24 protein-coding genes and 1 pseudogene are annotated in these 25,870 nt (G+C 69.0%); 9 read left to right on the top strand and 16 right to left on the bottom strand.

Annotation, left to right across the window (positions count from 1 at the left end):
* Positions 1-46: 46 nt before the first annotated feature.
* The gene (locus tag ABZZ22_RS20605; protein WP_354935099.1) at positions 47-646 is read left to right on the top strand and encodes a nucleoside triphosphate pyrophosphatase; all 600 of its coding nucleotides are present in this window, start codon (positions 47-49) and stop codon (positions 644-646) included.
* Here the strand turns inward: ABZZ22_RS20605 and ABZZ22_RS20600 are convergent.
* From ABZZ22_RS20600 to ABZZ22_RS20575, 6 genes are all read right to left on the bottom strand, one after another.
* Entirely contained in the window at positions 603-1,208 is a 606-nt protein-coding gene (locus ABZZ22_RS20600; protein WP_354935096.1) for a GtrA family protein, read from the bottom strand. The two genes, ABZZ22_RS20605 and ABZZ22_RS20600, sit on opposite strands and share 44 nt — an antisense overlap.
* 80 nt (positions 1,209-1,288) lie before the next feature.
* Positions 1,289-2,485 carry an acyl-CoA dehydrogenase family protein gene (locus ABZZ22_RS20595; protein ID WP_354935093.1) on the bottom strand — a complete coding sequence of 399 codons (1,197 nt, stop codon included), beginning with the start codon at positions 2,483-2,485 and terminating at the stop codon, positions 1,289-1,291.
* A gap of 52 nt (positions 2,486-2,537) precedes the next feature.
* Complete coding sequence (locus ABZZ22_RS20590; protein ID WP_354935090.1) at positions 2,538-3,428, bottom strand: carbohydrate ABC transporter permease; 891 nt, start codon at positions 3,426-3,428, stop codon at positions 2,538-2,540.
* Complete coding sequence (locus tag ABZZ22_RS20585) at positions 3,425-4,447, bottom strand: sugar ABC transporter permease (RefSeq protein WP_354935087.1); 1,023 nt, start codon at positions 4,445-4,447, stop codon at positions 3,425-3,427. The genes ABZZ22_RS20590 and ABZZ22_RS20585 overlap by 4 nt, the downstream gene beginning before the upstream one ends.
* Positions 4,448-4,473: 26 nt before the next feature.
* The gene (gene ngcE / locus ABZZ22_RS20580; RefSeq protein ID WP_354935084.1) at positions 4,474-5,886 is read right to left on the bottom strand and encodes an N-acetylglucosamine/diacetylchitobiose ABC transporter substrate-binding protein; all 1,413 of its coding nucleotides are present in this window, start codon (positions 5,884-5,886) and stop codon (positions 4,474-4,476) included.
* Between the two features lie 52 nt (positions 5,887-5,938).
* Positions 5,939-6,709 carry an SIS domain-containing protein gene (locus ABZZ22_RS20575; protein WP_354935081.1) on the bottom strand — a complete coding sequence of 257 codons (771 nt, stop codon included), beginning with the start codon at positions 6,707-6,709 and terminating at the stop codon, positions 5,939-5,941.
* 112 nt (positions 6,710-6,821) lie between these two features.
* On the opposite strand from ABZZ22_RS20575, the gene ABZZ22_RS20570 reads away from it, so the two are divergent.
* Together ABZZ22_RS20570 and ABZZ22_RS20565 are read left to right on the top strand one after the other, a co-directional pair.
* The gene (locus ABZZ22_RS20570; RefSeq protein ID WP_354935078.1) at positions 6,822-7,784 is read left to right on the top strand and encodes a BadF/BadG/BcrA/BcrD ATPase family protein; all 963 of its coding nucleotides are present in this window, start codon (positions 6,822-6,824) and stop codon (positions 7,782-7,784) included.
* Between the two features lie 67 nt (positions 7,785-7,851).
* Entirely contained in the window at positions 7,852-9,630 is a 1,779-nt protein-coding gene (locus ABZZ22_RS20565) for a biotin carboxylase N-terminal domain-containing protein (protein WP_354935075.1), read from the top strand.
* A gap of 155 nt (positions 9,631-9,785) precedes the next feature.
* On the opposite strand, the gene ABZZ22_RS20560 is transcribed toward ABZZ22_RS20565, so the two are convergent.
* The 4 genes and pseudogenes from ABZZ22_RS20560 to ABZZ22_RS20545 all read right to left on the bottom strand — a co-directional run bounded on the left by ABZZ22_RS20560 (position 9,786) and on the right by ABZZ22_RS20545 (position 11,382).
* Positions 9,786-10,163, bottom strand: a complete 378-nt coding sequence (locus ABZZ22_RS20560; RefSeq protein ID WP_354935072.1) for a HepT-like ribonuclease domain-containing protein — start codon at positions 10,161-10,163, stop codon at positions 9,786-9,788.
* Entirely contained in the window at positions 10,160-10,441 is a 282-nt protein-coding gene (locus ABZZ22_RS20555; RefSeq protein WP_354935160.1) for a nucleotidyltransferase domain-containing protein, read from the bottom strand. The genes ABZZ22_RS20560 and ABZZ22_RS20555 overlap by 4 nt, the downstream gene beginning before the upstream one ends.
* 24 nt (positions 10,442-10,465) lie before the next feature.
* Positions 10,466-10,636, bottom strand: a pseudogene (locus ABZZ22_RS20550) (helix-turn-helix transcriptional regulator); the annotation flags it as partial.
* A gap of 50 nt (positions 10,637-10,686) precedes the next feature.
* Positions 10,687-11,382: a WHG domain-containing protein gene (locus tag ABZZ22_RS20545; RefSeq protein ID WP_354935069.1), complete on the bottom strand. Its 696-nt coding sequence runs from the start codon at positions 11,380-11,382 to the stop codon at positions 10,687-10,689.
* Between the two features lie 150 nt (positions 11,383-11,532).
* Here ABZZ22_RS20545 and ABZZ22_RS20540 point away from each other — a divergent pair, with 150 nt between their 5' ends.
* On the top strand, positions 11,533-12,462 hold the full coding sequence (locus ABZZ22_RS20540) for an NAD-dependent epimerase/dehydratase family protein (RefSeq protein ID WP_354935066.1): 930 nt from the start codon (positions 11,533-11,535) through the stop codon (positions 12,460-12,462).
* Between the two features lie 12 nt (positions 12,463-12,474).
* Here the strand turns inward: ABZZ22_RS20540 and ABZZ22_RS20535 are convergent, their stop codons facing one another.
* Both ABZZ22_RS20535 and ABZZ22_RS20530 read right to left on the bottom strand, forming a co-directional pair.
* Positions 12,475-13,263, bottom strand: a complete 789-nt coding sequence (locus tag ABZZ22_RS20535; protein WP_354935063.1) for a 3-hydroxybutyrate dehydrogenase — start codon at positions 13,261-13,263, stop codon at positions 12,475-12,477.
* Positions 13,260-14,648 carry an MFS transporter gene (locus ABZZ22_RS20530; RefSeq protein WP_354935060.1) on the bottom strand — a complete coding sequence of 463 codons (1,389 nt, stop codon included), beginning with the start codon at positions 14,646-14,648 and terminating at the stop codon, positions 13,260-13,262. Before ABZZ22_RS20530 ends, ABZZ22_RS20535 begins: the two co-directional genes overlap by 4 nt.
* 94 nt (positions 14,649-14,742) lie before the next feature.
* Here ABZZ22_RS20530 and ABZZ22_RS20525 point away from each other — a divergent pair, with 94 nt between their 5' ends.
* The 3 genes from ABZZ22_RS20525 (at position 14,743) to ABZZ22_RS20515 (ending at position 17,588) form a co-directional block, all read left to right on the top strand.
* Positions 14,743-15,651 carry a LysR family transcriptional regulator gene (locus tag ABZZ22_RS20525; protein ID WP_354935057.1) on the top strand — a complete coding sequence of 303 codons (909 nt, stop codon included), beginning with the start codon at positions 14,743-14,745 and terminating at the stop codon, positions 15,649-15,651.
* A 105-nt stretch (positions 15,652-15,756) separates the two neighbouring features.
* Positions 15,757-16,926, top strand: a complete 1,170-nt coding sequence (locus ABZZ22_RS20520; RefSeq protein WP_354935054.1) for a hypothetical protein — start codon at positions 15,757-15,759, stop codon at positions 16,924-16,926.
* Entirely contained in the window at positions 16,923-17,588 is a 666-nt protein-coding gene (locus ABZZ22_RS20515; RefSeq protein WP_354935052.1) for a hypothetical protein, read from the top strand. Before ABZZ22_RS20520 ends, ABZZ22_RS20515 begins: the two co-directional genes overlap by 4 nt.
* A gap of 3 nt (positions 17,589-17,591) precedes the next feature.
* Here ABZZ22_RS20515 and ABZZ22_RS20510 read toward each other — a convergent pair whose 3' ends face one another.
* A complete protein-coding gene (locus ABZZ22_RS20510) occupies positions 17,592-18,512 on the bottom strand; it encodes a hypothetical protein (RefSeq protein ID WP_354935049.1) in 921 nt (306 codons plus the stop codon).
* Between the two features lie 135 nt (positions 18,513-18,647).
* On the opposite strand from ABZZ22_RS20510, the gene ABZZ22_RS20505 reads away from it, so the two are divergent.
* Positions 18,648-22,025, top strand: a complete 3,378-nt coding sequence (locus ABZZ22_RS20505) for a pyruvate carboxylase (RefSeq protein WP_354935046.1) — start codon at positions 18,648-18,650, stop codon at positions 22,023-22,025.
* Between the two features lie 117 nt (positions 22,026-22,142).
* Here the strand turns inward: ABZZ22_RS20505 and erm are convergent, their stop codons facing one another.
* From erm to ABZZ22_RS20490, 3 genes are all read right to left on the bottom strand, one after another.
* Positions 22,143-22,901: a 23S ribosomal RNA methyltransferase Erm gene (gene erm / locus ABZZ22_RS20500; protein ID WP_354935043.1), complete on the bottom strand. Its 759-nt coding sequence runs from the start codon at positions 22,899-22,901 to the stop codon at positions 22,143-22,145.
* 238 nt (positions 22,902-23,139) lie between these two features.
* Entirely contained in the window at positions 23,140-24,540 is a 1,401-nt protein-coding gene (locus ABZZ22_RS20495) for an NAD(P)H-quinone dehydrogenase (protein WP_354935040.1), read from the bottom strand.
* Between the two features lie 35 nt (positions 24,541-24,575).
* A complete protein-coding gene (locus ABZZ22_RS20490) occupies positions 24,576-25,115 on the bottom strand; it encodes a DinB family protein (protein WP_354935037.1) in 540 nt (179 codons plus the stop codon).
* Between the two features lie 125 nt (positions 25,116-25,240).
* On the opposite strand from ABZZ22_RS20490, the gene ABZZ22_RS20485 reads away from it, so the two are divergent.
* The gene (locus ABZZ22_RS20485; RefSeq protein WP_354935034.1) at positions 25,241-25,774 is read left to right on the top strand and encodes a helix-turn-helix domain-containing protein; all 534 of its coding nucleotides are present in this window, start codon (positions 25,241-25,243) and stop codon (positions 25,772-25,774) included.
* Positions 25,775-25,870 lie beyond the last annotated feature (96 nt).

Here is a 25,870-nt window from a genome sequence, read left to right as displayed (position 1 = left end):
CGGGACGGGCAGCGGGGTAAAGGACCAGGGGCCCTAGGGTTGACTCATGACCAAGCTCGTCCTCGCCTCCCAGTCCCCCGCTCGGCTGCAGACGCTGCGCAGCGCAGGCATCGAGCCGGTCGTCATCGTCTCCGGAGTCGACGAGAGCAAGCTCGACGGACTGCCGCCGACCGAGCTCGCGCTCGGGCTGGCCGAGCTCAAGAGGGACGCGGTCGCCGGCCGGCCGGAGGTCCCTGCCGGAGCGCTCGTGCTGGGCTGCGACAGCGTCCTCGAGCTGGACGGGAAGCCGCTGGGGAAGCCCAGCGACCCCGAGGAGGCGACCCAGCGCTGGCAGGAGATGCGGGGCCGCAGCGGCGTGCTCGTCTCAGGCCATGCGCTGATCGACACCGCGACCGGTCGACAGGTGTCGCAGACCGCGGCCACGACGGTGCACTTCGCCGAGTTGAGCGACGAGGAGATCGCGGCGTACGTCGCGACGGGTGAGCCGCTCCACGTCGCCGGGGCGTTCACGATCGACGGGCTCGGTGGAGCGTTCGTGACCCGGATCGAGGGCGACCATCACAACGTGGTCGGACTGAGCCTGCCGCTGCTGCGCGATCTGCTCAGCCGGCTCGGTCATGCGTGGCCGGATCTGTGGAACCGCTGACTCGTTCGCGACGCTCCTGGGTGACGAGGAACTTCCCACCATCTGCGGCGCCGAGCGCGGCGGCCTCCTCCTCGACGCTGCCGTAGACCTGCGTGTAGCGGATCGGCCGGCCGAAGACGAACTTCCGGAACAGGAAGAACCGGGCGATCTGGCCCAGGATCACCCCGACCACGTTGGCCGAGACGTTGTCGGCGATCGCGCTGTCCCAGCCGAGCACGCTGCGGGTGACGTACAAGCACCCGATCGGCAGCAGCATGGTGACCGCGTTGATGACGACGTAGGCGGTGAAACCACCGTCAGCATGGTCTGAGATGCGGTGGCGGAAGGTCCAGCGGCGGCTCAGCTCATAGCTGATCAGCATGCCGACGGTGTTGGCGATGATGTAGGCCGGGATCGGCTGCCCGTTCATCGGTCCGGCACCCGTGAAGAAGCCGTGGACCAGCCCGTTGAACAGCACGAAAGCGACTGCTGTCGCGATTCCGCCGACCATCATGAAGCGGACCGCCTCTCCAAAGAGGCGGGTGCGACGCAGCCGTCCCAGCAGCTGTCCCCCGAACACCATGAGGTCACAGTAAACGGTCAGTGGTGAGATGGCCCTTGATTACTTTGTGGGTTTCGTTCAGCCCACAGGAAGAATCAAGCTCATTCGACCGGCAGGCCGAGACCTCTTGCGATCAGCATCCGCTGGACCTCGGAGGTGCCTTCGCCGATCTCCAGGATCTTCGCGTCGCGGTAGAAACGAGCCACCGGATACTCCTCCATGAACCCGTAGCCACCGAAGACCTGGGTGGCGATACGGGTCGCGGTGACGGCCGACTCGGTGGCGTACAGCTTCGCAGCGGCGGCTGCCTGCTTGAACTCCTTCATCGTGACGGCACCCGACTCGAGCCCGGACTTCATCGCGGCGGCCTCGTACGTCATCAGGCGCGAGGCCCGCAGCATGACCTCGAGGTCGGCGATCTGGAAGGCGACGCCCTGCTTGCGGCCGATCGGGCCACCGAAGGTCTGCCGCTCCCCGGCGTACTCCAGGGCCATGTCGAGGCACGCCTGGATGCAGCCGACCGCGAGAGCGGCGATCGCCACGCGGCCGTCGTCGAGGGTGGCCAGGAACTGGGCGTAGCCGCGGCCGCGCTCACCGAGGAGGTGGTCGGCCGGCACCCGGGCGCCGTCGAAGGAGAGCGGGTGGGTGTCGGAGGCGTGCCAGCCGAGCTTGTCGTAGCCCTTCTCGGCGGTGAACCCGGGCGTGCCCGAGGGGATCATGATGGTGCTGATCTCGGGCTTGTCACGACCCCCGGTGGTCGAGCCTGTCGAGACCCCCGTGCGCGCAGTGACGGTGACGACCGAGGTGATCGAGGAGCCGGAGTTGGTGATGAACTGCTTGGCGCCGTCGACGACCCACTCCTCGCCGTCCAGTACGGCCTTGGTGGCGGTCGCGCCGGCGTCGGAGCCGGCGCCCGGCTCGGTCAGCCCGAAGCCGGCCAGCTTCTTGCCCGCGACGAGGTCGGGGAGCCACCGCTCCTTCTGCTCGTCGGTGCCGTAGGTGAGGATCGGGTTGATCCCGAGACCGACGGCGGCCTCGAGCGTGATCCCGATCGACTGGTCGACACGGCCGAGCTCCTCGATCGCGACACAGAGCGCGACGAGGTCACCCTCGCCCCCTCCGTACGCCTCGGGGGCGGTCAGGCCGAACAGGCCCAGCTCACCCATCTTGTGGACCACATCGACGGGGAAGTGGTGGTCGCGGTCCCATTGCGAGGCATGGGGCGCGATCTCCTTCTGGGCGAAGTCACGGACGACAGCACGCAACTCTTCGTGCTCGGGCTGGAGAAAGGAGGTCACGCCTCCCAGGTTAGCGCTTATTAACCTGGGAGGCGAGACCCCGATCACATCTCTACCGGAATGTCCCTGTCGAGACCGTCCCGGCGATCCGCCGCTGGAAGATCAGGTAGACCACCAGCACCGGCAGCACGGTCAGCACCACGCCGGCGAAGAGCGCGCCGAAGTCCACGTTGTAACCCGCCTGCGACGAGAACGAGGCCATGCCCTGGGTGAGCACGTAGTTCTTCCGGTCGGTGTTGAGCGCCACCGGGAGCAGAAACTGGTTCCACAGTCCGAGGAAGTTGAAGATCGCCACGCCGGCCATCCCAGGTGCGGCCATGGGCAGCATGATCCGGAAGAACGTGCGCCACTCCCCCGCACCGTCCATCATCGCGGCCTCATAGACGTCGTCGGGCAACGTCTTGAAGAAGGCGTAGAGGAAGAAGACGGTGAACGGCAGCGCGTAGGCCACGTAGGTCAGGATCAGTCCTGGCAGCGTGTTGAGCAGCCCGAACCCCTGCAGCACGAAGAAGAGCGGCACGATGACCAGGAAGACCGGGAAGGTCAGCCCGCCGAGCATCGAGTAGTAGATGAAGTTGCGTCCGAAGAACTCGAACCGTGCCAGCACGTAGGCGCACATCGCCCCCAGCAGCATCACCAGCACCAGGGCGGTGCCGACGACGATGACGGTGTTGAAGAAGTACGTCCCGATGCCGGCCTTCGTCCAGGCGCTGACGTAGTTGTCGAAGCTCCACTCCGCCGGCAGGGAGAACGGCGAGGACAGGATCTCCTTCGACGTCTTGAACGAGGAGAGCAGCACCCAGCAGAACGGCACGATCACGATGACCGACCAGAGGATCAACATCGTGTGCGACGTGCCCGCCACCAGGGCGTCACTGGGCGTACGCCTGCCGCGGTCGGCGCGCGCTGGGGCGGCCTGCTCGTCGAGAGTCACAGCACTCATGCCCGCACCGCTCCCTTCTTGTCCCGTCCACCGGCGAAGTAGAAGATCGTGAAGATCAGCGCTGCGAAGAGCAGCGTGACCAAGGCGAGCACGACTCCCATCGAGGTGGCGTAGCCGAACTGGCCCTTCTTGAAGGCCGTGTTCATCAGGTGCTGGCTCATCGTCAGCGTCGAGTTCGCGGGTCCACCGCCCGGGTTGAGCGCCGCCATGAAGACGTACGCGTCGAGGGTGAGGATCCCGAGGTAGATGTAGGCCGTCTGGACGTTGTCGCGGATCGACGGGAGCGTGATCGAGATCGCGGTGCGGAACCGACCGGCGCCGTCGATCCGAGCGGCCTCGTAGATCTCCGCGGGGATGCCCTTGATGGCGGCCACGAAGAGCACGGTGTAGAAGCCGATGCTGGCCCAGATCATCACGAACATCGAGGCCGGCATCGCCGCACGCACCTCCCCGAGCCAGGCATAGTTCTCGAAGCCGTCGAGGCCGATGCCGGTGAGGACCCCGTTGAACAGGCCGGCGGCCGGGTCGTAGACCTGTGCCCAGAGCAGACCGATGACGATGGCCGGCACTGCGTAGGGGAAGAACGAGACGACCCGGTAGAAGCCGGAGCCGTTCAGGCCGCGCACCTGGCCGGTGCTGGGTCCTGCGGTGGTCACGACCACCGCGATCGCCAGCGCCGCAGTGAGCGTCACCAACGGCACCACGAGCGTGAGCAGTGCGTTGTTGCGCAGCGCCTTGAGGAAGGTCTCGTCGTTGAGCAGCTTGACGTAGTTGTCCAGGCCGACGACGTTCATGACCGGGGAGAACCCGGACCAGTCGGTCAGCGAGTAGAAGAGGGCCTGGCCGATCGGGATCACGACGAAGATGACGAAGACCGCGACCGGCAGGCCGAGGAAGACGGCCATGAACAGGGCCCGGTCGAAGGTGAGCTTGCGGCGGCGACGGCGCGGTGGGGCTCCCCAGGGGTTTGCCTCGGGGAGCCCGCCCGCCGTCGTCGCATCAGTGGCTGATGCAGACATAGGTGGTTCGCGATCTGTGAGAGGGATCAGGTGATCTTGAGCTTCTCGATCGAGGAGTCGTCAGCGACCTTGTCGAAGATGCCCTGGACGGCCTTCGTCAAGCCCTTGACGTCCAAGTCGCCGGAGAGGAACGAGTTCCAGACCACGAGCTCGTCGGTGTTCGTGCCGTAGTAGTCGTAGAACTGGAAGTTGAAGGTGTTGTCACCGGCGGCGTCGAGCATCGCGCTCTGCGACTTCAGCGCCGCGGAGCCGAAGCCGTCGGCCGGGATGGTGTCCTTGACGATGGTCGGCGCCAGCTTCGTCTTCGAGAAGTTGGTGGCCGCCTCCTTCGACAGCATCGCGCGGAGGACCTCCTTGCCGCCGGCCGGGTTCTTCGCCTTGCTCGGGACGATGTACGCCTCGCCGGCCGCCGCACGGATGGCCTCGATGGGCATCGCCGGGCTGTCGCTGAGCACGAACTCAGGGATGCCGGTCATCTCGAAGCCGTCCTTGGTGGCGTCCTTCATCTCGTTCTCGATCCAGCCACCGCTCGGGTAGAGGAGGGCCTGCTGGTCGTTGGACCACTTGGCCTGAGCGGCAGTGAACTGGGTGCCGGCTCCGCCGGGGACGAACATGTCCTGCTTCACCATCTCGCCGAGCTTCTCGAGGATGCCCTGGATGACCGGGTGGGACCAGGCGCCCTTCTCGAGGTTCTCCAGCGCGAGGCGTACCTCGTCGCCGCCCTCCTTCGCCGCCGAGTCGATCACCATGGTGCGGTAGTAGGTCGCCGCCTCCTTGCCCCAGACCCAGAGGTACTTCTTCTTGGCCTTGGCCTTGGCACCGAGCTCGAGGGCCTCGTCCCAGGTCTTCGGTGCGGTCCAGCCGTTCTCCGCGAAGAGCGAGGCCGAGTACCAGACGCCGTAGAGGGTCATGACGTAGTTGATCGCCACGAACCGGTCGCTGTAGGTGCCGGGAGCCTTGACGTTGGGGTAGAGGGTGTCGGCGATCTTGACGCCCTCGTAGTTCTCGGTCTCGAAGACGTCGTCGAGCTCCTCCAGCTGGGTGGCGATGGTGTTGAAGCCGATCAGGTCGGCGCCGGAGTTGTCGATCAGGTCCGGCGGCGTGCCACCGACGAAGCGCGGCTGGAGCTCGGTGGCGATCTTGGTCGTGGCGCTGACCTTGAAGTCGGCGTCGGCGAACTCCTTGCCGGCCATGCCTGCGGCGAACTCGACGTAGTCGTAGCCGTAGCCACCGTCGAAGATCACCACGTCGACGGTGGAGTCCTCCGCCATGCCGAACGGGTTGGAGTCGGACTTGGTGCCGCCACCGGTGTTGTCGGAGTCGCTACCGGGCGCGCCACAGGCGGCGAGCGCACCGGAGAACGACAGGAGCGCCGCGCCGGCGAGGCTGCCGCGCAGAAGGGTCCGGCGGTCGAGCCGGCCGTGAAGCTGCTGGGACATCGTGCTGCCTTCTTTCGGGTGGGATTCCTCTTTTACTTCTTCTTACGGGTGTTCAGGCCATGCTTCCGATGCGCTCGCCGTAGCGAGCCTTCAGCGCATCGTTGTGCTCATCGCCACCCGGGATATTGGCGGAGAGATACAGGGGTGGGGTCTCACCGGCGGCCTCGAGCGTGGCCGCGGTGCCGATCGTCAGGAGCTGAGCGATGTACGCGGCCGTGATGGACGAGACCGCACCGCCCATCACTCCGGAGCCCTCTTCGCCGCCCAGCTGGACGGTCGCGTCCCCGAAGGGAGCCAGGTTGTCGATCACCACGTCGGCGATCTCGGCCAGGCGCTTGCCGCTGGGGTGCTTGGGGGTGACCGCGTTGGTGTGCTCGAGGCTGGTCACCGCGATCACCTTGTGGCCCTCCTCCTTCGCGCGCAGCGCGATGCCGACGATCGAGCCGTTGACACCTGAGTTGGACGCGATCAGGAAGACGTCCTCGGCGTGGAACTCGTGGAGCTCCCAGAGCTCGTTCGCGATGTTGCTGTCACGCTCGAGGAGACCGCCCGCCAGGTCGCTGGCCGGACGCTCGCCCATGAGGACCGTGTCCCGCAGCGCGATGGCGTGGGTCGGGATGAGGCCACCGGCCCGTCCGGCGATCTCCATCGCGAACGCCTGTGAGTGGCCGGTGCCGAACGCCTGCAGCACTCCGCCGTTGCGGATGCTGCCGACCATCAGCTCGATCGCCTCGTCGAAGCCACCGGACTGCGCAATGGCCTGCAGCTCGGACAGGCGTGTGCGAACCTGCTCGTCGAAGGATCCGAACACGTCAGTGATCAATTAGTCCACCCACTTTGCAAACTCGGGCCGCGACCGTATGACGAGCCCTGCGCACGAAAACTATTTGGAGAGAGTACGCCTGGCAATGGTTTTCTGTTACGAAACGGTGTCAATGACTCATAACTATCTGGGACTCGACGCGGGAGGCACCAGCACTCGCGCCGTCGTCGTCTCCTCTGACGGACGATGCGGAGGCATCGGGAAGGCCGGCAGCGGCAACCCGACCTCCGCCGGAATCGACGCTGCCACCTCGGCGATCAGGGCCGCAGTCACCCAGGCCATGGCCGCCGCGGGGGTCGATCAGGTCTCTGGTGCGGCTCTGGCGGTGGCGGGAGCGGGCGGTGCCGGCCACCGGGCGACCATCGCGGCCACCCTCTCCGACCTGGTCGCGAACGAGCCGGTCTTCGACTTCGATGTGCTGGCTGCGTACTTCTCGGGGACGGCGGCTCCCGACGGATATGTGCTGCTCTCCGGCACAGGAGCGTCGGCGGTGCGGGTCGAGAACGGCAGGCTGGCCGCGATCTCGGACGGCCTGGGCTGGCTGCTCGGCGATGTCGGCTCGGGCTTCTGGCTGGGACGCGAGGCCGTACGTGCCGGGCTGGCGCCGCTCGACGGGCGCGGTGCCACGACCCTGCTGACCAGCCTGTTGCTGGAGCGGCTCGGGACGCCGCCGGTCACTCATCGCGAAGGCGGCCGGACCGGGACGCTCGTCGCGGCCACAGCCGCTCTCTATGCGATGCCGCCGCTGCGCCTGGCCGACTTCGCCGCACTCGTCTTCACCGCGGCGGACGCCGACGACGAGGTCGCGGCGGGGATCCTCGACCGGGCGGCGGCCGGGCTGGCGGAGACACTGGTGGCGGTGCGTACGCCTGATGTCGTCGGCCCGTTGGTCGCAGCCGGAAGCGTCCTGGCCCGGCAACCCGACTTCGCCGCCCGGGTCGCTCCCGGAGCCGTCGTCGCCAACGACGGCCTGGCCGGGGCGGCGGTGCTGGCGCTCCGGCATGCGGGGGTGCTCGTCGACGACGACGTGTACCGTCGAGTAACCTCCTCGCTCGCTCAGCTCACCGAAGTGTGACAATCGTTACTACGCACGCCTGGAGCCAGGGCCGGATGGCCTCCCCTAGCATGTCCTTGCATTCACGATGGAGGAGTTCTCGTTGAGCAAGCCACTGACAAAGGTCCTGATCGCCAACCGCGGTGAGATCGCCGTTCGAGTGATCCGCGCGTGCAAGGACGCCGGAATCGGCTCCGTAGCGATCTACGCGGACCCCGACCGTGACGCGCTCTTCGTGCGTCTCGCCGATGAGTCCTACTCGCTCGGCGGCGCGACACCCGCGGAGTCCTACCTGTCCATCGAGAAGATCCTCGATGTCGCGCGCCAGTCCGGTGCCGACTCGGTCCACCCGGGCTACGGGTTCCTGGCCGAGAACGCCGACTTCGCCAAGGCCGTGATCGACGCCGGTCTGACCTGGATCGGTCCCTCGCCCGAGGCGATCGACGCGCTCGGCGACAAGGCGAAGGCCAAGCAGATCGCGCTGAAGGCCGGCGCGCCGCTGGCTCCAGGCCTCAAGGACCCGGTCGAGGACGCCTCGGAGATCGTCTCCTTCGCCACCGAGCACGGTCTTCCGGTCGCCATCAAGGCGGTCTTCGGTGGTGGCGGTCGCGGCCTGAAGGTCGCGCGTACGCTCGAGGAGATCCCCGAGCTCTACGAGTCGGCGGTCCGCGAGGCGGTCGGCGCCTTCGGTCGTGGCGAGTGCCTGGTCGAGAAGTTCCTCGACAAGCCGCGTCACGTCGAGACCCAGTGCCTGGCCGACAAGCACGGCAACGTGGTCGTCATCTCCACCCGCGACTGCTCGCTGCAGCGTCGTCACCAGAAGCTGGTCGAGGAGGCCCCCGCGCCGTTCCTCACCGAGGAGCAGAACAAGCGCCTCTACGAGTCCTCCAAGGCGATCCTGCGCGAGGCCGGCTACGTCGGCGCGGGCACGTGCGAGTTCCTGGTCGCCGCCGACGGCACCATCTCCTTCCTCGAGGTCAACACCCGCCTCCAGGTCGAGCACTGCGTCTCCGAGGAGGTCACCGGCATCGACCTCGTCCGCGAGATGTTCCGCATCGCCGCCGGTGAGGAGCTGGGCTACGACGACCCCGAGGTCCGTGGCCACTCCATCGAATACCGCATCAACGCCGAGGACGGCGGCAACAACTTCATGCCGGCCCCGGGCACGCTGACCGAGTGGGCGCCCCCGGCCGGCCCCGGCGTACGTCTGGACGGCGGCTACGAGAAGGGCGAGACCATCCCGGGCTCGTTCGACTCGCTGATCGCGAAGCTGATCATCACCGGCCGCGACCGCACCCAGGCACTGGAGCGCTCCCGCCGGGCGCTCGACGAGTTCAAGGTCGACGGCATGCCGACCGCCATCCCGTTCCACCAGGCCGTCGTCAACGACCCGGCCTACACCGCGGAGAACGGCTCCTTCGAGGTCTACACGACCTGGATCGAGACCGACTTCGACAACCAGATCACCCCCTACGCCGGCGCTGCCGGTGAGCCCGCCGAGGACGGCGAGCGGCAGACCGTCGTCGTCGAGGTCGGCGGCAAGCGCCTCTCGGTCTCCCTGCCCGCCGGTCTCGGTGGGCTCGCGGTCGGCGGTGGCGCGGGCGCTGCGAAGAAGCCGAAGCGCGCGGCGAAGAAGGCCGGCGCCGCCGCCTCCGGCGACTCCGTCGCCTCGCCGATGCAGGGCACGATCGTCAAGATCGCCGTCGAGGAGGGCCAGGAGGTCGCCGAGGGCGACGTCGTCGTGGTCATCGAGGCGATGAAGATGGAGCAGCCCCTCAAGGCCCACAAGGCCGGCGTCATCACCGGGCTGAGCGCCACCGTGGGCGAGACGGTCGCCAACGGGGCGGTCATCGCGGAGATCAAGTAGCCGGTCGAGGGCTGGTCCTTCGTCAAGGTATGCCGAGAAGCGCCCACATCCCTAGCGGAGTTCCGCTAGGGATGTGGGCGTTCGGCTGCATCCCTTGGCGAAGGGCCGCTCCGCGCCGCGGCGGATCGCCTGCGCGGACAGACGGGAAACCGACGTCAGTCGCCGAGAAGGTCCTCGGCGATGAACCGCCGGAACCGTGGAACGTCGCGGATCATGTCCTGCCAGATCCGACGGGGGTCGACGCGGTGGTAGTGGTGCGCGAGGAACACCCGCCAGTCGACCCACTCGGACCACGCGTCCAGCCCGAGATGGTCGGTCTGCAGCTTCGTCGGAACCTTGTTTCGGATCGTGTCGCCGATCCGATTCGCCGAGCCCTCGACCGCTCGCTGGAGCAGTACGTCGTCGGCGTAGGCCTCCCAGCCGCGCTGGATCACCAGCTCGATCTCATCAAGAGTACGCAGCAGAAACTCGAGCTCGTCGACGACTCGACTGCCGTAGAGCTCGGCGAGCCGCTCGCGTCCGACCGCCGTCACAGCCCGACCGCGTCGGCAAGGACCATGCGGTCGCGCTGACTGTGCTCAGCGTCGAGCGCATCCCTGTCAACCAGGTCGACCTCGACACCGAGCGCCCGCTCGAGGTCTCGTTGCATCCGCACCAAGTCGAGCATTCCAGCCTCGTCGTCGAGCGTGATGAGGAGGTCGATGTCAGAGTCCCACCGGTCGTCACCGCGAGCCGCTGAGCCGAAGAGCTCTACCGAAACACCGTGGTGTAGCCGAACGATCGACTTGATCTCTTCGACGTTCGCCGCCACGACCTCCGATGGACGGTGCCGACAGGCAGCACGGATCCGTGCCAGGGTCTCCGGCGACGGCGTACGCCTTCCAGACTCATAAGCCGAGAGGTTCGGCCGGGCGATTCCCGTACGCGCGCAGACCTCGGTCTGAGTCAGACCCGCCTCAACTCGTAGCCGCTTGGTCTCAGTCACACGGCCATTGTATACGCGCATACCTTGTCGATCGACAAGTTCTTCGAGCGCAGCGAACCAGACGCATGGCGTCACAACCCGAGCTCGTCGGCCAGCGTGGCCAGATGGAGCTCGAAGAGAGCGACGGGATCACCGAAGGCGTCGGGGCCGAACTGGCCGAAGACCTCGAAGCTGACGCGGCCGAAGAGGCTCGTCCAGACGAGTACGCCGCGGGTGAGGGCCTCGTCGGGCAGGTCGATGCCGAGCTGGTCGCGGATGCCCTGTAGACCCTCCGCGAGCGCAGTCGAGATCTCCTCCGACGCCTCAGGAAGGGTCAGCCGCCCCGCCGCGAGCGCACCGGCGCACAGCCGCAGCATCGCGGTCGGGACACGGGTGCCGGGGACGCTGGTGCGCTCGTCCGGCGCAGCGTAGCCGGGGACGGGCGACCCGAAGAGCAGGGCGTACGTCGCCGGCTCGGCGAGCGCCCAGCCCCTGACCGCACGCCCCAGCGCCAGGAACTGGGCCCGGGGGTCGTCCTCGGGGGCAGCGGCGACGGCGGCGTCGACGGCGTCGCCGACCTCGTCGTACCCCGACACGAGCAGCAGCGTCAGCAGCTCGTCGCGGTTCTTCACGTAGCGATAGACGGCAGAGGAGACCACCCCGAGGTCACGGGCGACCGCGCGCAGCGAGAGCGCGGCTGCGCCGTGGACCGCCAGGTGCTCGCGGCCGATCCGGACGATCTCGTCCATGGTCTGCGCCCGTGCGCGTTCACGTGGAGTGCCTGTCATGGCGTCATCGTGTCCCGCCAGCGAGAGCGATGTCAACAAAAGTGAGCACTGCTCTTGCATTTCAGCCGATCGCCCGTCAGACTAATTCCGAGAGCACTGCTCTCCTAACCCAGGTCTCGACAGGCTCGACCACCGAAGAAAGAGACAGCCATGAACAGCACCTACCTCGTCATCGGCGCCGGCCCCGTCGGCGCGACCATCGCCCAGCAGCTCGCCGACCGCGGAGATCGCGTACGTCTCCTCACCCGCTCCGGCAGCGGCCCGGTGCACGCGAGCATCGAGCGCCTTCGCGGCGACGCCACGGACCGCGACACCATCGCCCAGGCCACCGCGGGCGTACGCGCCGTCTTCCACTGCATGCACGGCAGCGCCTACGCCGCGGATGCCTGGCGCGCCGAGCTCCCGCGAGCGGAGAGGGTCGTGCTCGAGGCGGCCGGTCGCGCCGGCGCCGTGGCCGTCTTCCCCGAGAGCCTCTACGCCTACGGCCACGTCACCGCGCCGATGACCGAGCAGACGCCGCGCACCGCCGACTTCGGCAAGCCTGCGGTGCGCGTCGAGCTGCTTCGCGCCCGCGACGCCTCCCCGACCCCGACGGTCAGCGTCGCGGCCTCGGACTTCTACGGTCCGCTGGTGCGCACGGCCCACGCCGGCGAGCGCATGGTCCCGACGGTCCTCGCCGGCCGCACCATGCGCGTCCTCGGCGACCCGGACGCGCCGCACTCGTGGACGTACGTCCCCGACCTCGGCGCCGCGATGATCAAGGCGGCCGACGAGGACGCGCTGTGGGACTCGTTCCTGCACGCCCCCACCGCACCCCCGATCTCGCAGCGCGCCCTGGTCCAGCTCTACGCCGACGCGGCCGGAGTCCCGGCACCCCGAGTCAGCCGCGTCCCCACCTGGGCGCTCAAGTCGATCGGCGCGGTGCACGCCGGGACCCGAGAGCTGGCCGAGATGGTCTTCCAGTTCGACAAGCCGTTCGTGATGGACTCCTCGGCCAGCGAGAAGCGTCTGGGCCTGTCCCCCACTCCGATCGAGACCGGAGCCAAGGCGACGGTGGACTGGTGGCGTACGCAGGCCTGAGCATGCCTGGAGCTATCGGGCGCTCCAGCCACCGTCCATGGCCCACGAGGCACCGGAGACCATCGAGGCATCGGGGCCGGTGAGCCAGCCGACCAGGGAGCCGACCTCCTCCGGCTCGACCAGCCGCTTCACCGCCACGTCCTGCAGCAGCACCCGCTCGACGACCTCGGCGGACGGGACGCCGTGCACCTTGGCCTGATCGGCGATCTGCTTCTCCACCAGCGGCGTACGCACGTAGCCGGGGTTGATGCAGACGCTGGTCACACCGTGCGGGCCACCCTCCAGCGCGGTGACCTTGGAGAGTCCCTCCAGACCGTGCTTGGCCGATACGTAGGCGCTCTTGAAGGGCGAGCCGACCAGGCCGTGCACGGAGGAGATGTTGACGATACGACCCCAGCCGCTGGCGTACATGTGCGGCAAGGCGGCTCTGACCAGCAGGAACGGCGCGACGAGCATGAGCGAGTGGATCCGGCGGAAGTCGTCGGGGTCGAGCTCCTCGATGGGGCTGACCCGCTGGATCCCGGCGTTGTTGACCAGGACGTCCACCTCCAGAGCGAGGTCGTCGAGCTCCTGCGTGGCGGCCAGGTCGACCACCCAAGCCTCGCCGCCGATCTCGTCGGCCAGGCCATGAGCGGCGTCGCCGGCCAGGTCGGCGACGACGACCCGCGCGCCACGGGCGGCGAGCTCACGGGCCACCGCCGCACCGATCCCCGAGGCCCCTCCGGTCACCAGGGCACGTCGGCCCTGCAGCGTACGTCCGGAGGCATCCACCGAAGCCGAGGCCGTCGTCGCCGACGTCACGCCGGATTCACCTCGCGCTCTGCCTCGCGCTCGGCGTCGGCGCGGTCCAGCGCCCGCAGCGAGGCGCCCCGGGTCTCCTTGAGCGTGAGCACGACGAGCCCGGTGATGATGCCGGCCACGGCGAGGTAGATCGCGGTGTTGGTCCAGGTGCCGGTGTCCCTGAGCCAGGCGATGGCCAGCAGCGGAGCGAGCGAACCAGCGAAGATCGAGGTCACCTGGTAGGAGATCGAGATGCCCGAGTAGCGCATCCGGGTCGGGAACATCTCGGCCATGATCGCGGGCTGGGTGGAGTACATCAGGGCGTGGATCGCCAGACCGGCGATCAGTGCGGCCAGGATCGCGACGTTGTTCTTCGTGTCGAGCATCGGGAACGCCCAGAAGCCCCAAGTCGCACCGAGCACCGCGCCGACGAGGTAGACCGGCTTGCGGCCGATGCCGTCGGCGAGCCGGCCGACCGCGAGGATGAAGAAGAAGTGGCAGGCGTGCGCGATCGCGATCAGGCCGAGCAGCGCGCCCTGGTCCATCTTCTGATCCTCGACCAGGTAGACGATCGAGAACGACACCACGAGGTAATACATGATGTTCTCCGCGAACCGCAGGCCCATCCCCTTGACGACACCCAGCGGGTAGCGGCGGATCACCTCGAAGACGCCGTAGCCGGCCGAGGCGACCTCTCCCTGCTCGGCCTTCGCCTCCTCGAAGATCGGCGAGTCGGTCACCGAGCGGCGGATGTAGTAGCCGACGACGACCACCACGGCGGAGAGCCAGAACGCGACCCGCCAGCCCCATGCCAGGAAGGCGGCGTCGGAGAGCGCGAAGGTCATCACGGTGAGCACCAGCGTGGCGAGCAGGTTGCCCACCGGCACCGCGGCCTGCGGCCACGCGGCCCAGGTGGCCCGCCGCTCGTCCGGCGCGTGCTCGGCGACCAGCAGGACGGCGCCGCCCCACTCACCGCCCAGGGCGAGCCCCTGCACGAACCGCAGGATCACGAGGGCGATCGGTGCGGCGAGGCCGATCTGGTCGTACGTCGGCAGGCAGCCCATCAGCACGGTGGCGACACCGATCATCATGATCGTCACCTGCAGCGTGTACTTGCGGCCGAGGCGGTCGCCGATGTGGCCGAAGACGATGCCGCCCAGCGGCCTGGCGACGAATCCGATGGCGTAGGTGACGAAGGCGGCGATGATCGCGTCGTAGGCGTTGCCGGTCGCCGGCATGATCACCTTGGCGAAGACGAGCGCCGAGGCGGTGGCGTAGAGGAAGAAGTCGTACCACTCCACGACCGTGCCGGCCATGGAGGCCGCCACGGTCCTGCGGAGCAGGCTCTGCCCGTTTTCTGGGGAATCGTTGGGGGCGGCGGTCGCGCCCGGCTGTGTCGTGGACATGGCTGGGAGTGTGACAGCGCTCATAATGTGCCTGCAACGCGCATGTTGGCACACACCGTGAACGAAAATGCACATTCAGCGATACGCTGAGCCGATGCCCACCCCCTCTTCCCCGGCCCCTTCCGCCGACCAGCTGCTGGTGCTCCTCGAGGTGGCGCGCAGCGGCCGCTTCACCACCGCCGCCCGTTCGCTGGGCCTGACGCACACGACGGTCAGCCGCAACATCGCCGCCCTCGAGCGCGCCCTCGGCGGCCGGATCCTGGTGCGCGGCTCCGACGGATGGGCCCTGACCGCTCTGGGCGAGCGGGCAGCGCGGGCCGCCGAGGGGGTCGCCGAGTCGCTGGCCCGGCTGGCCGGTGACGAGCCCGCCGACCCGGTGGCCGGGGTGGTCAGGATGTCGACGACCGACGGGTTCGCTGCGTACGTCGCCTCGCCGGCGGTCGCCGCGCTGCGGCAGAACCATCCCGAGCTCGCCGTCGAGATCGTCACCGTGACCAGGCAGGCCGCGCAGCACCGCTCCGGCGTCGACGTCGAGGTGGTCGTCGGCGAGCCGTCGGTCAACCGAGGACGGGCGCTGCATCTGGGCGGGTACGAGCTCGGCCTCTACGCCTCCCCCGACTATCTGGAGCGTCACGGCACCCCCGGCACGATCGAGGAGGCCGTACGCCACCGCCTGGTCTACTTCGTCGACTCGATGCTCCAGGTCGACGACCTCGACGTCCCTCGACGCCTGCTTCCCGGCATCCGCGACGCCGTCACCTCGACGAACGTCTTCGTGCACGTCGAGGCCACTCGGGCCGGCGCCGGTCTGGGGCTGCTGCCCTGCTTCATGGCCGACCGTCATCCCGACCTCGTCCGGATGCTCCGTGCGGAGATCTACCAGCGGCTTCCGTACTGGGCGGTCGTGCATCCGGAGTCGTGGCGTCGGCCGGCCGTGGCCGCCGTCGTGGGTGGACTGCGGCAGCAGATGGCCGAGCAGCAGGACGCCATGTTCGGCCGGTGACGCCGCGCAGCAGTTCGCGGATTCGTTGGTGTCGGCGGCGCGCAGCGTGCCTGGATCCTGGACCCATGCTCCGCCGCTTCCGCGACCATCAGCGACAATTCGCGGGTGCCACATTCGACTCGGGCTGCCGCTGTCCGTCTGGTGGCCCTCTTCGTCGTCGGGATGCGACTGGCGACCCTCGCCCAGATGACGCCGTCCCTGCTGGCGGCGATGCCCGCGCTGTCCCAGGCGGACCGCCCCTGGCTGACCGGGGCGACCTGGGTCCTCGCGACCGTCATGCTCGTCGTCATCGCCGCGGTCACGATGGTGAAGCAGCGGCCTCCGCCGATGGCGTACGCCGTGCTCGACGTCGCGGTGGCCGTGACGCTGCTGATCGTGGGCCTCTGGACGGTCCCGGTGGAGCTGCGTACGGGCACCTGGGTGGGCTTCCAGCTCGGTTACGCGCTGAGCGTGTCCTGCTCGCTGCCGGCCGTACGCTCGCGGTGGCTGTGGATGTTCCTGCTCGTCTCGCTGGCTGTCGCCGAGGTGGTCTACATCGCGCCGACCGTGGACGGCCTGGCCGATCTCACCGGTGCGGTGAGCACCTGTCTGACCCTGCTCATCCTCGGGCCGCTGGCCTGGTTCGGCTGCCGGACGATCGTGCGGATCGGGACCGAGGCCGATGAGGCGCGGCGCTATGCCGCGGCGGCGGCCAAGGCCGAGGAGGAGCACCGTGCCCGGCTGGCGATCCACAACGGCACCGCGATGATGCGGCTGCTGGTCGAGACCGACGCCGCCGATGGTCACGGCGCACTGCGCTCACAGGCCGAGGTCGAGCTCAACCGGATGCGCGCCTACCTGAGCGGCCAGGCCCCGCCGCCGGCGAGCGATGCGACCAACCTCGCCGCGGTGGTCACCGCCCTCGGCGCGGAGTTCGACGACCTCCCGATCACGGTCGTCGCCGACCTCGCCCAGGAGGTCGCTCTCCCGCGAGCTCTCGCCGACGACCTGGCGGCCGCGCTGCGCAGCCTGCTCCTCAACGTACGTCAGCACGCTCAGGCGACCCGGGTCGTCCTGCACGCCGCCGATGACGAAGCCGGCTCCGGCTGGGAGGTCACCCTGCACGACGACGGCATCGGCTTCGAGCCCTCGACGACGGCGTACGGGGTCGGTCTGCGGGAGGTGGTCGTCGCACAGCTCGCGCGCTCAGGCGTCGACGTCGAGATCAGCAGCATCCCCGACCTGGGCACGACCGTCACGCTCGCCCAGACTGCCGCCGTGGAGGAGACGCGATGACCGCCATGACCTCCGGGCCACGCTTCAGCCATGTGGACGATGCGACCGCGATGCGCGCCTCGCTGAGCCTGCTCCTGCCCGACCTGAGGTTCGTGTCCAGCCACGAGAGCGTCGAGGACCTGTTCACGGCGCGGCCGGAGGCCGACGTGGTGATCCTCGATCTCCACCTCGCCAACACCGGCCAGCCCGACGCCTCCCAGGGCACCACCGCGATCCGGCGTATCGTCGAGGCCGGCTACCGGGTCTGCGTCTACTCCCAGGAGGAGCGCCGCTTCGTACTCGCCGCCTGCCTCGCCGCCGGGGCGACCGGAGTCGTCTCGAAGGCGGCCTCGCTGGCCGAGGCGGAGGCGGCGTTCCGCGCCGTCGCCGCCGGAGAGCCGGTGATCCCCCCGGGCATCACCGGTCTCATCGAAGTCCTCGTACGCCGCCGCAGCATCACCGTCCTCACGCCTCGGCAGCGCGAGGTGCTCGCCCATCGCGCCCGCGGCCTGACGTACGCCGAGATGAGCCGGACCATGTATCTGTCCGAGTCGACCTTGCGCGGCTACTGGATGGAGCTGGCTCAGCTGGTCTCGGAGTATCTGCGCGAGACCTCGCCGGGTGACATCGAGCATGCCCTCGGGCTGCGCCCGGGGGACCTGCTCGACCTCTGGCCAGGGTGAGCCCTAGCTGCTGATCCCGCTCCACTTCCAGCTGCCGTCCGTGCCGACGCGGGTCGCGGGCGAGAAGGTGGTGCTGTGCCCGACGCCGTTGCTCTGGCGGATGCGCACCGCGTTCCCGGTCGTCGGGTTGATCAGCACGATGTCCTTGGCTGCGACCATGCCGTCGGCGTCGTAGCAGTTGTGCACCGACATGTAGCGCCAGCCCGCGCCGAGACTGCGGACGACGTACTTCTTCGCGCCCGCCGGGCGGTCCGAGGGCACGACGATCTGCTCGAGCTTCCTGGTGCTCGGGTTGATCGAGTAGAGCAGGTCGTACTTCACTCCGTTGTGGCTCGTCCAGACGCCCGCGACGGTGGTGGTGCTCGGCAACGAGACCGGCAGGTTCGTGACCGTGCCGAGGCGGGTGCCCGCGGTGGTGAAGGACAGCTTGGTCTGCTGCACGACACCGGAGGTCGTGACGCTGTAGACCTCTCGCGTCGGGCCGTTGACGACCTTCTTGGGGCTCCAGCCGGTCACCTTGGTGCCGTTGGTGCGGTAGAGCGCCGCGACCTTCGTCTCGCTCAGCACGGACTGACCGTTGGTCCCGCCGAGAGTCACGGTGCGGCCGATGCTGTCGGTGCTGGGCACGATGTAGCTGGTCTTCCAGCTGGTCGGGCCGCCCGCCCCGCCGATCTCGATCCACGCCCGCGGCGACCAGGTGGCGGTCGCGGCGCTGCGATAGTTGCTGGTCACCGTGCTGTTCTTGATGCCGCGCTTGCGGATGTAACCGCCGGCCTTGCCGTTGATCGAACCGGAGCAGTTCACGGTCCCGGCCGCGGCGGCCGGTGAGCCCGCCGCTCCGATCGCGGTGAGCGAGCCGGCCAGCAGGGCCGTGCCCGCGATGGCGACCAGGGCCGAACGACGCTGTCGAGTCATGATCTTCATGCCACTGAGCGTATGGACCGCGAGCCGTCAGCGGTCCCAACGAATCCGCACAGTTGCGGCACTCTGGCGTCCATCAACTGGGCGGTAACGTCCCATAACCTGGACGACCCTCCTCGGATGGGTACCGTGGCCGCCATGTTCACGAAGGTGTTGGTTGCCAACCGCGGCGAGATCGCGATCCGAGCTTTCCGTGCGGGCTTCGAGCTCGGGGCCAAGACGGTCGCCGTCTTTCCCTACGAGGACCGGGGCTCAGAGCACCGGCTGAAGGCCGACGAGGCCTACCAGATCGGAGAGCTCGGTCATCCGATCCGGGCCTATCTCGATCCCGATGCGATCGTCGAGGTCGCCAAGCAGAGCGGCGCGGACGCCATCTACCCGGGCTACGGGTTCCTCTCAGAGAACCCGGCGCTGGCCGAGGCCTGTGCCCGGGCGGGGATCACCTTCGTCGGGCCGTCGGCGGAGGTCCTCACGCTGACCGGCAACAAGGCCACCGCCATCGCGGCGGCGAAGGCTGCCGGCGTACCGACTCTGCAGTCGGTCGAGCCGTCCACCGACGTCGACGCGCTCGTCTCTGCCGCTTCCGCCCTGCCCTATCCGCTCTTCGTGAAGGCGGTCGCAGGCGGTGGCGGCCGCGGCATGCGGCGGGTCGACTCGCCCGACAAGCTCCGCGAGGCGGTCGAGACCTGTATGCGCGAGGGCGAGGCTGCTTTCGGCGACCCCACCGTCTTCATCGAGCAGGCCGTGGTCGAGCCCCGGCACATCGAGGTGCAGATCCTCGCCGACGGCGAGGGCAACGTGATCCATCTCTTCGAACGCGACTGCTCGGTGCAGCGCCGCCACCAGAAGGTCGTGGAGATCGCTCCTGCGCCGAATCTCGACCCTGAGCTGCGCGAACGCATGTGCGCGGACGCCGTGCGCTTCGCCAAGGAGATCGGCTACTCCTGCGCCGGCACCGTGGAGTTCCTGCTCGACCAGCACGGCAACTACGTCTTCATCGAGATGAACCCGCGCATCCAGGTCGAGCACACCGTGACCGAGGAGGTCACCGACGTCGACCTGGTTCGATCCCAGATGCGGATCGCCGCCGGCGAGACCCTGGCCGACCTGGGGCTCACCCAGGACTCCGTGCAGCTGCGCGGCGCGGCGATGCAGTGCCGGATCACCACCGAGGACCCCGCCAACAACTTCCGCCCCGACACGGGCATGATCACCACCTACCGCTCCCCCGGCGGCGCCGGGATCCGCGTCGACGGCGGCACGACCTACGCCGGGGCCGAGGTCTCGCCCCACTTCGACTCGATGCTCGCCAAGCTGACCTGCCGCGGGCGTACGTTCCAGGACGCCGTCACCCGGGCGCGCCGGGCGGTGGCGGAGTTCCGGATCCGCGGCGTCGCGACCAACATCCCGTTCCTGCAGGCGCTGCTCGACGACCCGGACTTCATCGCCGGGTCGATCACCACCTCGTTCATCGAGACACATCCGCAGCTGCTGACCGCGCGGGCCTCCGGCGACCGCGGCACCAAGCTGCTCACCTACCTCGCCGACGTCACCGTCAACCAGCCGCACGGCGCAGCGCCGGTCTCGCTCCACCCTGTCGAGAAGCTGCCGAAGCTGGACCTCTCCGAGGCTCCGCCGGCCGGATCTCGCGACCTTCTGCGCGACCTCGGGCCCGAGGGTTTCGCCGCCGCGCTGCGTGCGCAGGAGCCGGTCGCGGTCACCGACACCACCTTCCGCGACGCCCACCAGTCGCTGCTGGCGACCCGGGTCCGCACCACCGACCTGCTCGGCGTCGCCGGCCATGTCGCCCGGCTGACGCCGCAGCTGTGGTCGCTGGAGGCATGGGGCGGGGCGACGTACGACGTGGCTCTCCGCTTCCTCTCCGAGGATCCGTGGGAGCGGCTCGCGCAGCTGCGTGAGGCGGTCCCGAACGTCAACCTGCAGATGCTGCTGCGCGGTCGCAACACGGTCGGCTACACGCCCTACCCGACCGAGGTCACCGACGCGTTCGTCTCCGAGGCCGCCGAGACCGGGATCGACGTCTTCCGGATCTTCGACGCGCTCAACGACGTGTCCCAGATGCGGCCGGCGATCGACGCGGTGCGCGCGACCGGGACGTCCGTCGCGGAGGTGGCGCTCTGCTACACCGGCGACCTCTTCTCGCCCGACGAGAAGCTCTACACGCTCGACTACTACCTGCGGCTGGCCGACGAGATCGTCTCGGCCGGGGCGCACGTGCTCGCGATCAAGGACATGGCCGGACTGCTGCGGGCGCCCGCAGCTCGCACCCTGGTGACCGCGCTCCGGTCGCGGTTCGACGTGCCGGTGCACCTGCACACCCACGACACCGCCGGTGGCCAGCTGGCCACCCTGACTGCCGCGATCGAGGCCGGGGTCGACGCCGTCGACGCGGCTACTGCGTCCATGGCCGGGACCACCTCCCAGCCTCCGCTCTCCTCGCTGGTGGCGGCGACCGACCACACGCCTCGTGCCACGGGCCTCTCGCTGGCGGCGGTGAACTCCCTGGAGCCCTACTGGGAGGCCGTACGCCGCGTCTACGCGCCCTTCGAGTCCGGGCTGCCCGCGCCGACCGGCCGGGTCTACCGCCACGAGATCCCGGGCGGCCAGCTCTCCAACCTGCGCCAGCAGGCGATCGCGCTCGGGCTGGGTGAGAAGTTCGAGCAGATCGAGGACATGTACGCCGCGGCCAACCAGATCCTCGGCCGCGTCCCCAAGGTCACCCCGTCCTCGAAGGTCATCGGCGACCTGGCCCTCTCGCTCGTGGCGGCCGGGGCGGATCCGGCCGCGTTCGAGGCCGACCCGGCCTCGTACGACATCCCGGCCTCGGTCATCGGCTTCCTCAACGGGGAGCTCGGCGACCCGCCGGGAGGCTGGCCCGAGCCGTTCCGTGGCAAGGCGATCGCGGGACGCACCTGGAAGGAGCCGTCGCCCACCCTGTCGACCGAGGACGCCGCCGGGCTGGCCTCCGACCGGCGCGGGACGCTCAACCGGCTGCTCTTCCCGGGCCCGACGAAGGAGTTCACCGAGGCCCGCTCGAAGTGGGGCGACGTGTCGGTGATCTCGACGCTCGACTACCTCTACGGCCTGCGCGAGGGCGAGGAGCACGTCGTCGAGCTCTCCGAGGGTAAGACGGTGATCTTCGGGCTCACCGCCGTCTCCGAGCCCGACGAGCGCGGCATCCGCACCGTCATGGCGACGATCAACGGCCACCTGCGCCCGATCGGGGTGCGTGACCGCTCCGTCGCCGCCGAGGTCGCCGCCGCCGAGAAGGCCGACCCGGCTGTTCCCGGCCAGGTCGCGGCACCGTTCCAGGGTGTTGTCACCATCGCGGTCGAGACCGGCGAGTCGGTCAAGGCCGGCGACACCGTCGCCACCATCGAGGCGATGAAGATGGAGGCCGCCATCACCGCCCCCGTCGACGGCACCGTCTCCCGCCTCGCCTTCTCCGGCACCCAGTCCGTCGACGGCGGCGACCTGGTCCTCGTGCTCGACTGAGGCGGCGCGTTCCTTCGTCAAGGTATGCCGGAAAACGCGCACATCCCGTGCGGAGCTCCACACGGGATGTGCACCTTCGGCTGCATACCTTGATGAAGGGTCAAGGCACCTGGGTGGTCAGCGCGCGGCGTACGCCTCGACCCAGTCCTCCGCACGCAGGTCTCGTGGCAGCACCGGAGCCTGGGTACGTCGGCGCCGCCGGGCGATCTGACCGGCGAGCACACCGGGGACGCCGTTGCGGCGCAGGATCTCGGCGACGCCGCGGCCCCTGCTGCTGAAGACCCTCGCCACCCACGACTGGAAGTCGCGGAGGTCAGCCTCGGGCAGCAACGGCTCTCGGCGGCGGTCGATGAGCAGCAGCCCGCCGTCGACGTTGGGCCGCGGACGGAAGGCGGTCGACGGGACCCGACGGTCGAGGGTGAAGGTGAACCACGGCCACCACTGCGCGGTGAGCTGGGTGGTGCCGCCGACACCCGCGCGCTTGCGGGCGACCTCCCACTGGGTCAGGAGCACGGCATGGCGCCACGTCGTCGACGCGAGCAGGTGGCGCAGGATCGGTGTGGTCAGGTGGAACGGGACGTTGGAGACGACGACGGCGTCCTGCGGTGGCGCGTGGCGCAGGATGTCGCCCTCGGAGATGCACACGTGCGTCCCGATCCGGCGGCGCAGCGCGTCCGCTCGGCGGGAGTCGATCTCGACCCCCTCCAGCGGACGGCCCAGCTCCGCCAGAGCCAGGGTGACGGCACCGTTGCCGGTGCCCCACTCCACCAGCGGACCCTGCCGCTGCGAGACGAGATGGACGATGCGGTCGAGTACCGACCTGTCGGTGAGAAAGTTCTGGCCGAGCTCGTGCCGGCCACGGCGTACGTCGGGCATGGATGCTCCTCGAGACAGAAGGAGCCGGGCGGCATGCGGGTAGCACTCGGAGCCGCCCGGCAGGGTTGCCAGGTGGCGGCGCGAATGCGACGAGTTGTCTGGTGAGATCCGCGCCGGTCAGCGGCGGCGGATCCGAACGAACATCGTCATGCAGCAGTTACCCATGGGGCGCACGATATCGAGGTGCCGGTGCTGCTCGCACACCGTTTTTGGGTGTCGTCTCGGCCGACTCGGGTGACTACTCGACGTGGTGGAGACGGCGGGCGACCTCGGCGGTGGAGCCGGAGATCGACGGGTAGACGGTGAAGGTGTTGGCGATCTGATCGACCGTCAGCCCGGTCGACACGGCGAGCGCGATGGGGTGGATGAGCTCCGAGGCGCGCGGACCGACCACGACGCCGCCGATGACGACGCCGGTGCCGGGGCGGGAGATGAGCTTGACGAAGCCGTCGGCGATGCCCTGCATCTTCGCCCGCGCGTTGCCCTTGAGGTCGAGGCGCAGGGTCTCGGCGACGACCTCGCCGGAGTCGACCTGGGCCTGGGAGTAGCCGACCGTGGCGATCTCGGGCGAGGTGAAGACGTTGGCCGCGACCTCCTTGAGGTCCATCGGGATGACGGCGTCACCGAGGAAGTGGCGCATCGCGATCCGGCCGGCCATGGCGGCCGTCGAGGCGAGCATGAAGCCGCCGGTGCAGTCGCCGGCTGCGTACACGCCATAGGCGGACGTGCGCGACACCTTGTCGGTGCGGATGAAGCCGCCCTCGTCGAGCTCGATGCCGGCATCCTCCAGGCCGAGGCCCTCGGTGTTGGGGATCGAGCCGAGCGCGAGGATGCAGTGGCTGCCGGTGACCTCGCGACCGTCAGTCAGCTTCACGGTGACGACGTCGCCGGAGCGGGTCACCGACTCCATCCGCGACTTGCTGAGGATGTTCATGCCCTGACGCTCGAGTACGTCCTGGAGGACGGTGGCCGCATCCGCGTCCTCCCCCGGGAGGACCCGATCGCGCGAGGAGACCAGGGTGACCTGCGAACCGAGGTTGAGGTAGGCGCTGGCGAACTCGACACCCGTGACACCCGAGCCCACCACGATCATGTGGGAGGGCAGATCGTCGAGGTCGTAGACCTGCTCCCAGGTCAGGATCCGCTCTCCGTCGGGCTGCGCGGTGGGGAGCACCCGCGGCCGGGCGCCGGTGGCGATCAGGACCGCGTCGTTCTCGATGGCCTCCTCGCCGCCGTCCTCGGCCAGGGTCGCGACCACCTGTCGCTTGTCGGCGTCGATGCGCCCGCTGCCCTTGACGATCCGGATCCCGCGACGGGTCAGCCGACCCTCGATGTCGCCCGACTGCGCGAGCGCGAGCGACTTGACGCGCTTGTTGACCAGTTCGAGGTCGGCGTAGAGCTCGGTGGCCGGGTCGCCCTGGTGATCGCGGAAGTGGATGCCCAGGTCGCGGGCGAGCGTCATGTCCGACATCAGCTCGGCGGTGGCGATCAGTGTCTTGCTGGGCACGCAGTCGGTGAGCACCGCACTGCCGCCGAGGCCGTCACGGTCGACGACCGTCACCTCCGCGCCGAGCTGCTGCGCGACCAGCGCCGCCTCGTATCCGCCTGGACCCCCACCAATGATCGTCACCCGCGCCATGGGCCGCATTCTTCCACGCCCCTGGAGCGACAGAGTCAGCCCATCGTCTTCTGACCGTCGATGGTCTCCCGGATGATGTCGGCGTGGCCGGCGTGCTGGGTGGTCTCGGCCAAGATGTGGGTGAGGGCGCGGCGGTTGGACCAGCGCGCGCCGGCCTCGAACCACGGGGCCTCGGGAAGCGGGTGGTCCGCATCCAGGTCGACGGTCCGGACCAGCTCGTCGGTGGCCGCTGCGATCTCCTCGTACGCCTCGAGGACACCCGTCAGCGTCTCGTCCTCGGCGAGGACGAAGTCGGCGGCGAACTCCGCGTACTTCTCGGGGGTGAGCTCCTGCGCCACCGTCCCACGCACGATGAAGTCGGCCCAGCCTCGCTCGATGGCGGCGACATGCTTGATCAGGCCGCCGAGGCTGAGCACGGAGGTGGTCGGGGTGAGCCGGGCCTGCTCGTCGGTGAGGTCGCGGACGGTGTAGCGCAGGAAGCCGCGGTGATCGGCCAACGTCTCGAGCAGATCGGTCCGCTCCCGGCTCAGGGTGTCGGTTGCAGTCGCGGTGGCGGTCGCGGCAGTTGCGGTCATGACTTGGACCTCCTTGGTGGTGTTTCCCTCTGACACCAGCAACGCTATGGCTCATTCAGGACAGAATCTGTCCTCATTGAAATCCGGCATCCGACAAAGGGATCCTCGGCCGATAACCTGCTGGGATGACGAGGCCCGCAAACCAGACCCGAAGCGACGCGGTCCGCAACCGCGACCTGCTGGTCACCGCCGCCCGTGAGATCCTCGCCGAGCAGGGCCTCGACGCCCCGATGTCCGCCGTCGCCAAGCGCGCCGGTGTTGGTCAGGGCACCCTCTACCGGCACTTCCCCGACCGGCTCACCCTGGCCACGGCCGTGCTGGAGGAGAACGTACGCGACATCGAGCAGGTCGCGGCCCGAGCCGATGCGACGCTGGCCGATGTGCTCGGTGTCGTCACCTGGCAGATGATCCGCTCGACCGCCTTCATCGGCATCGTCCGAATCAGCGGCGAGGAGAACTCGCAGGACCTTGCCGACCGAGTACGCGCCACCATAGCCGGACTCCCCACGGAGACGCACGGCACCGACGACATCATGCTGGCCATCGCCATGGTCTCCGGCGCGGTGCACGGACCCACCCCGGAAGCACGCGAGGCCACCGTCCGCCGGGCCTGGGCCCTGCTCGGGCTCGAGATCGGCCCGGTCGCACCCGGCCACTAGCTGTGATGTCCAGGCACGTTGGTCGAAGTCCTGCGACGACACGATCTGACTTGTAGGTGGACGAAGGCCTCCCCGGTGTGGAGTGGAGCTGTCTAG

The sequence above is a fragment of the Nocardioides sp. NPDC006273 genome (genome assembly GCF_040613495.1).
GTDB lineage: Bacteria > Actinomycetota > Actinomycetes > Propionibacteriales > Nocardioidaceae > Nocardioides.
Note: the sequence above shows the minus strand (reverse complement) of the source record. Positions and strands in the feature narration are given on the sequence as shown.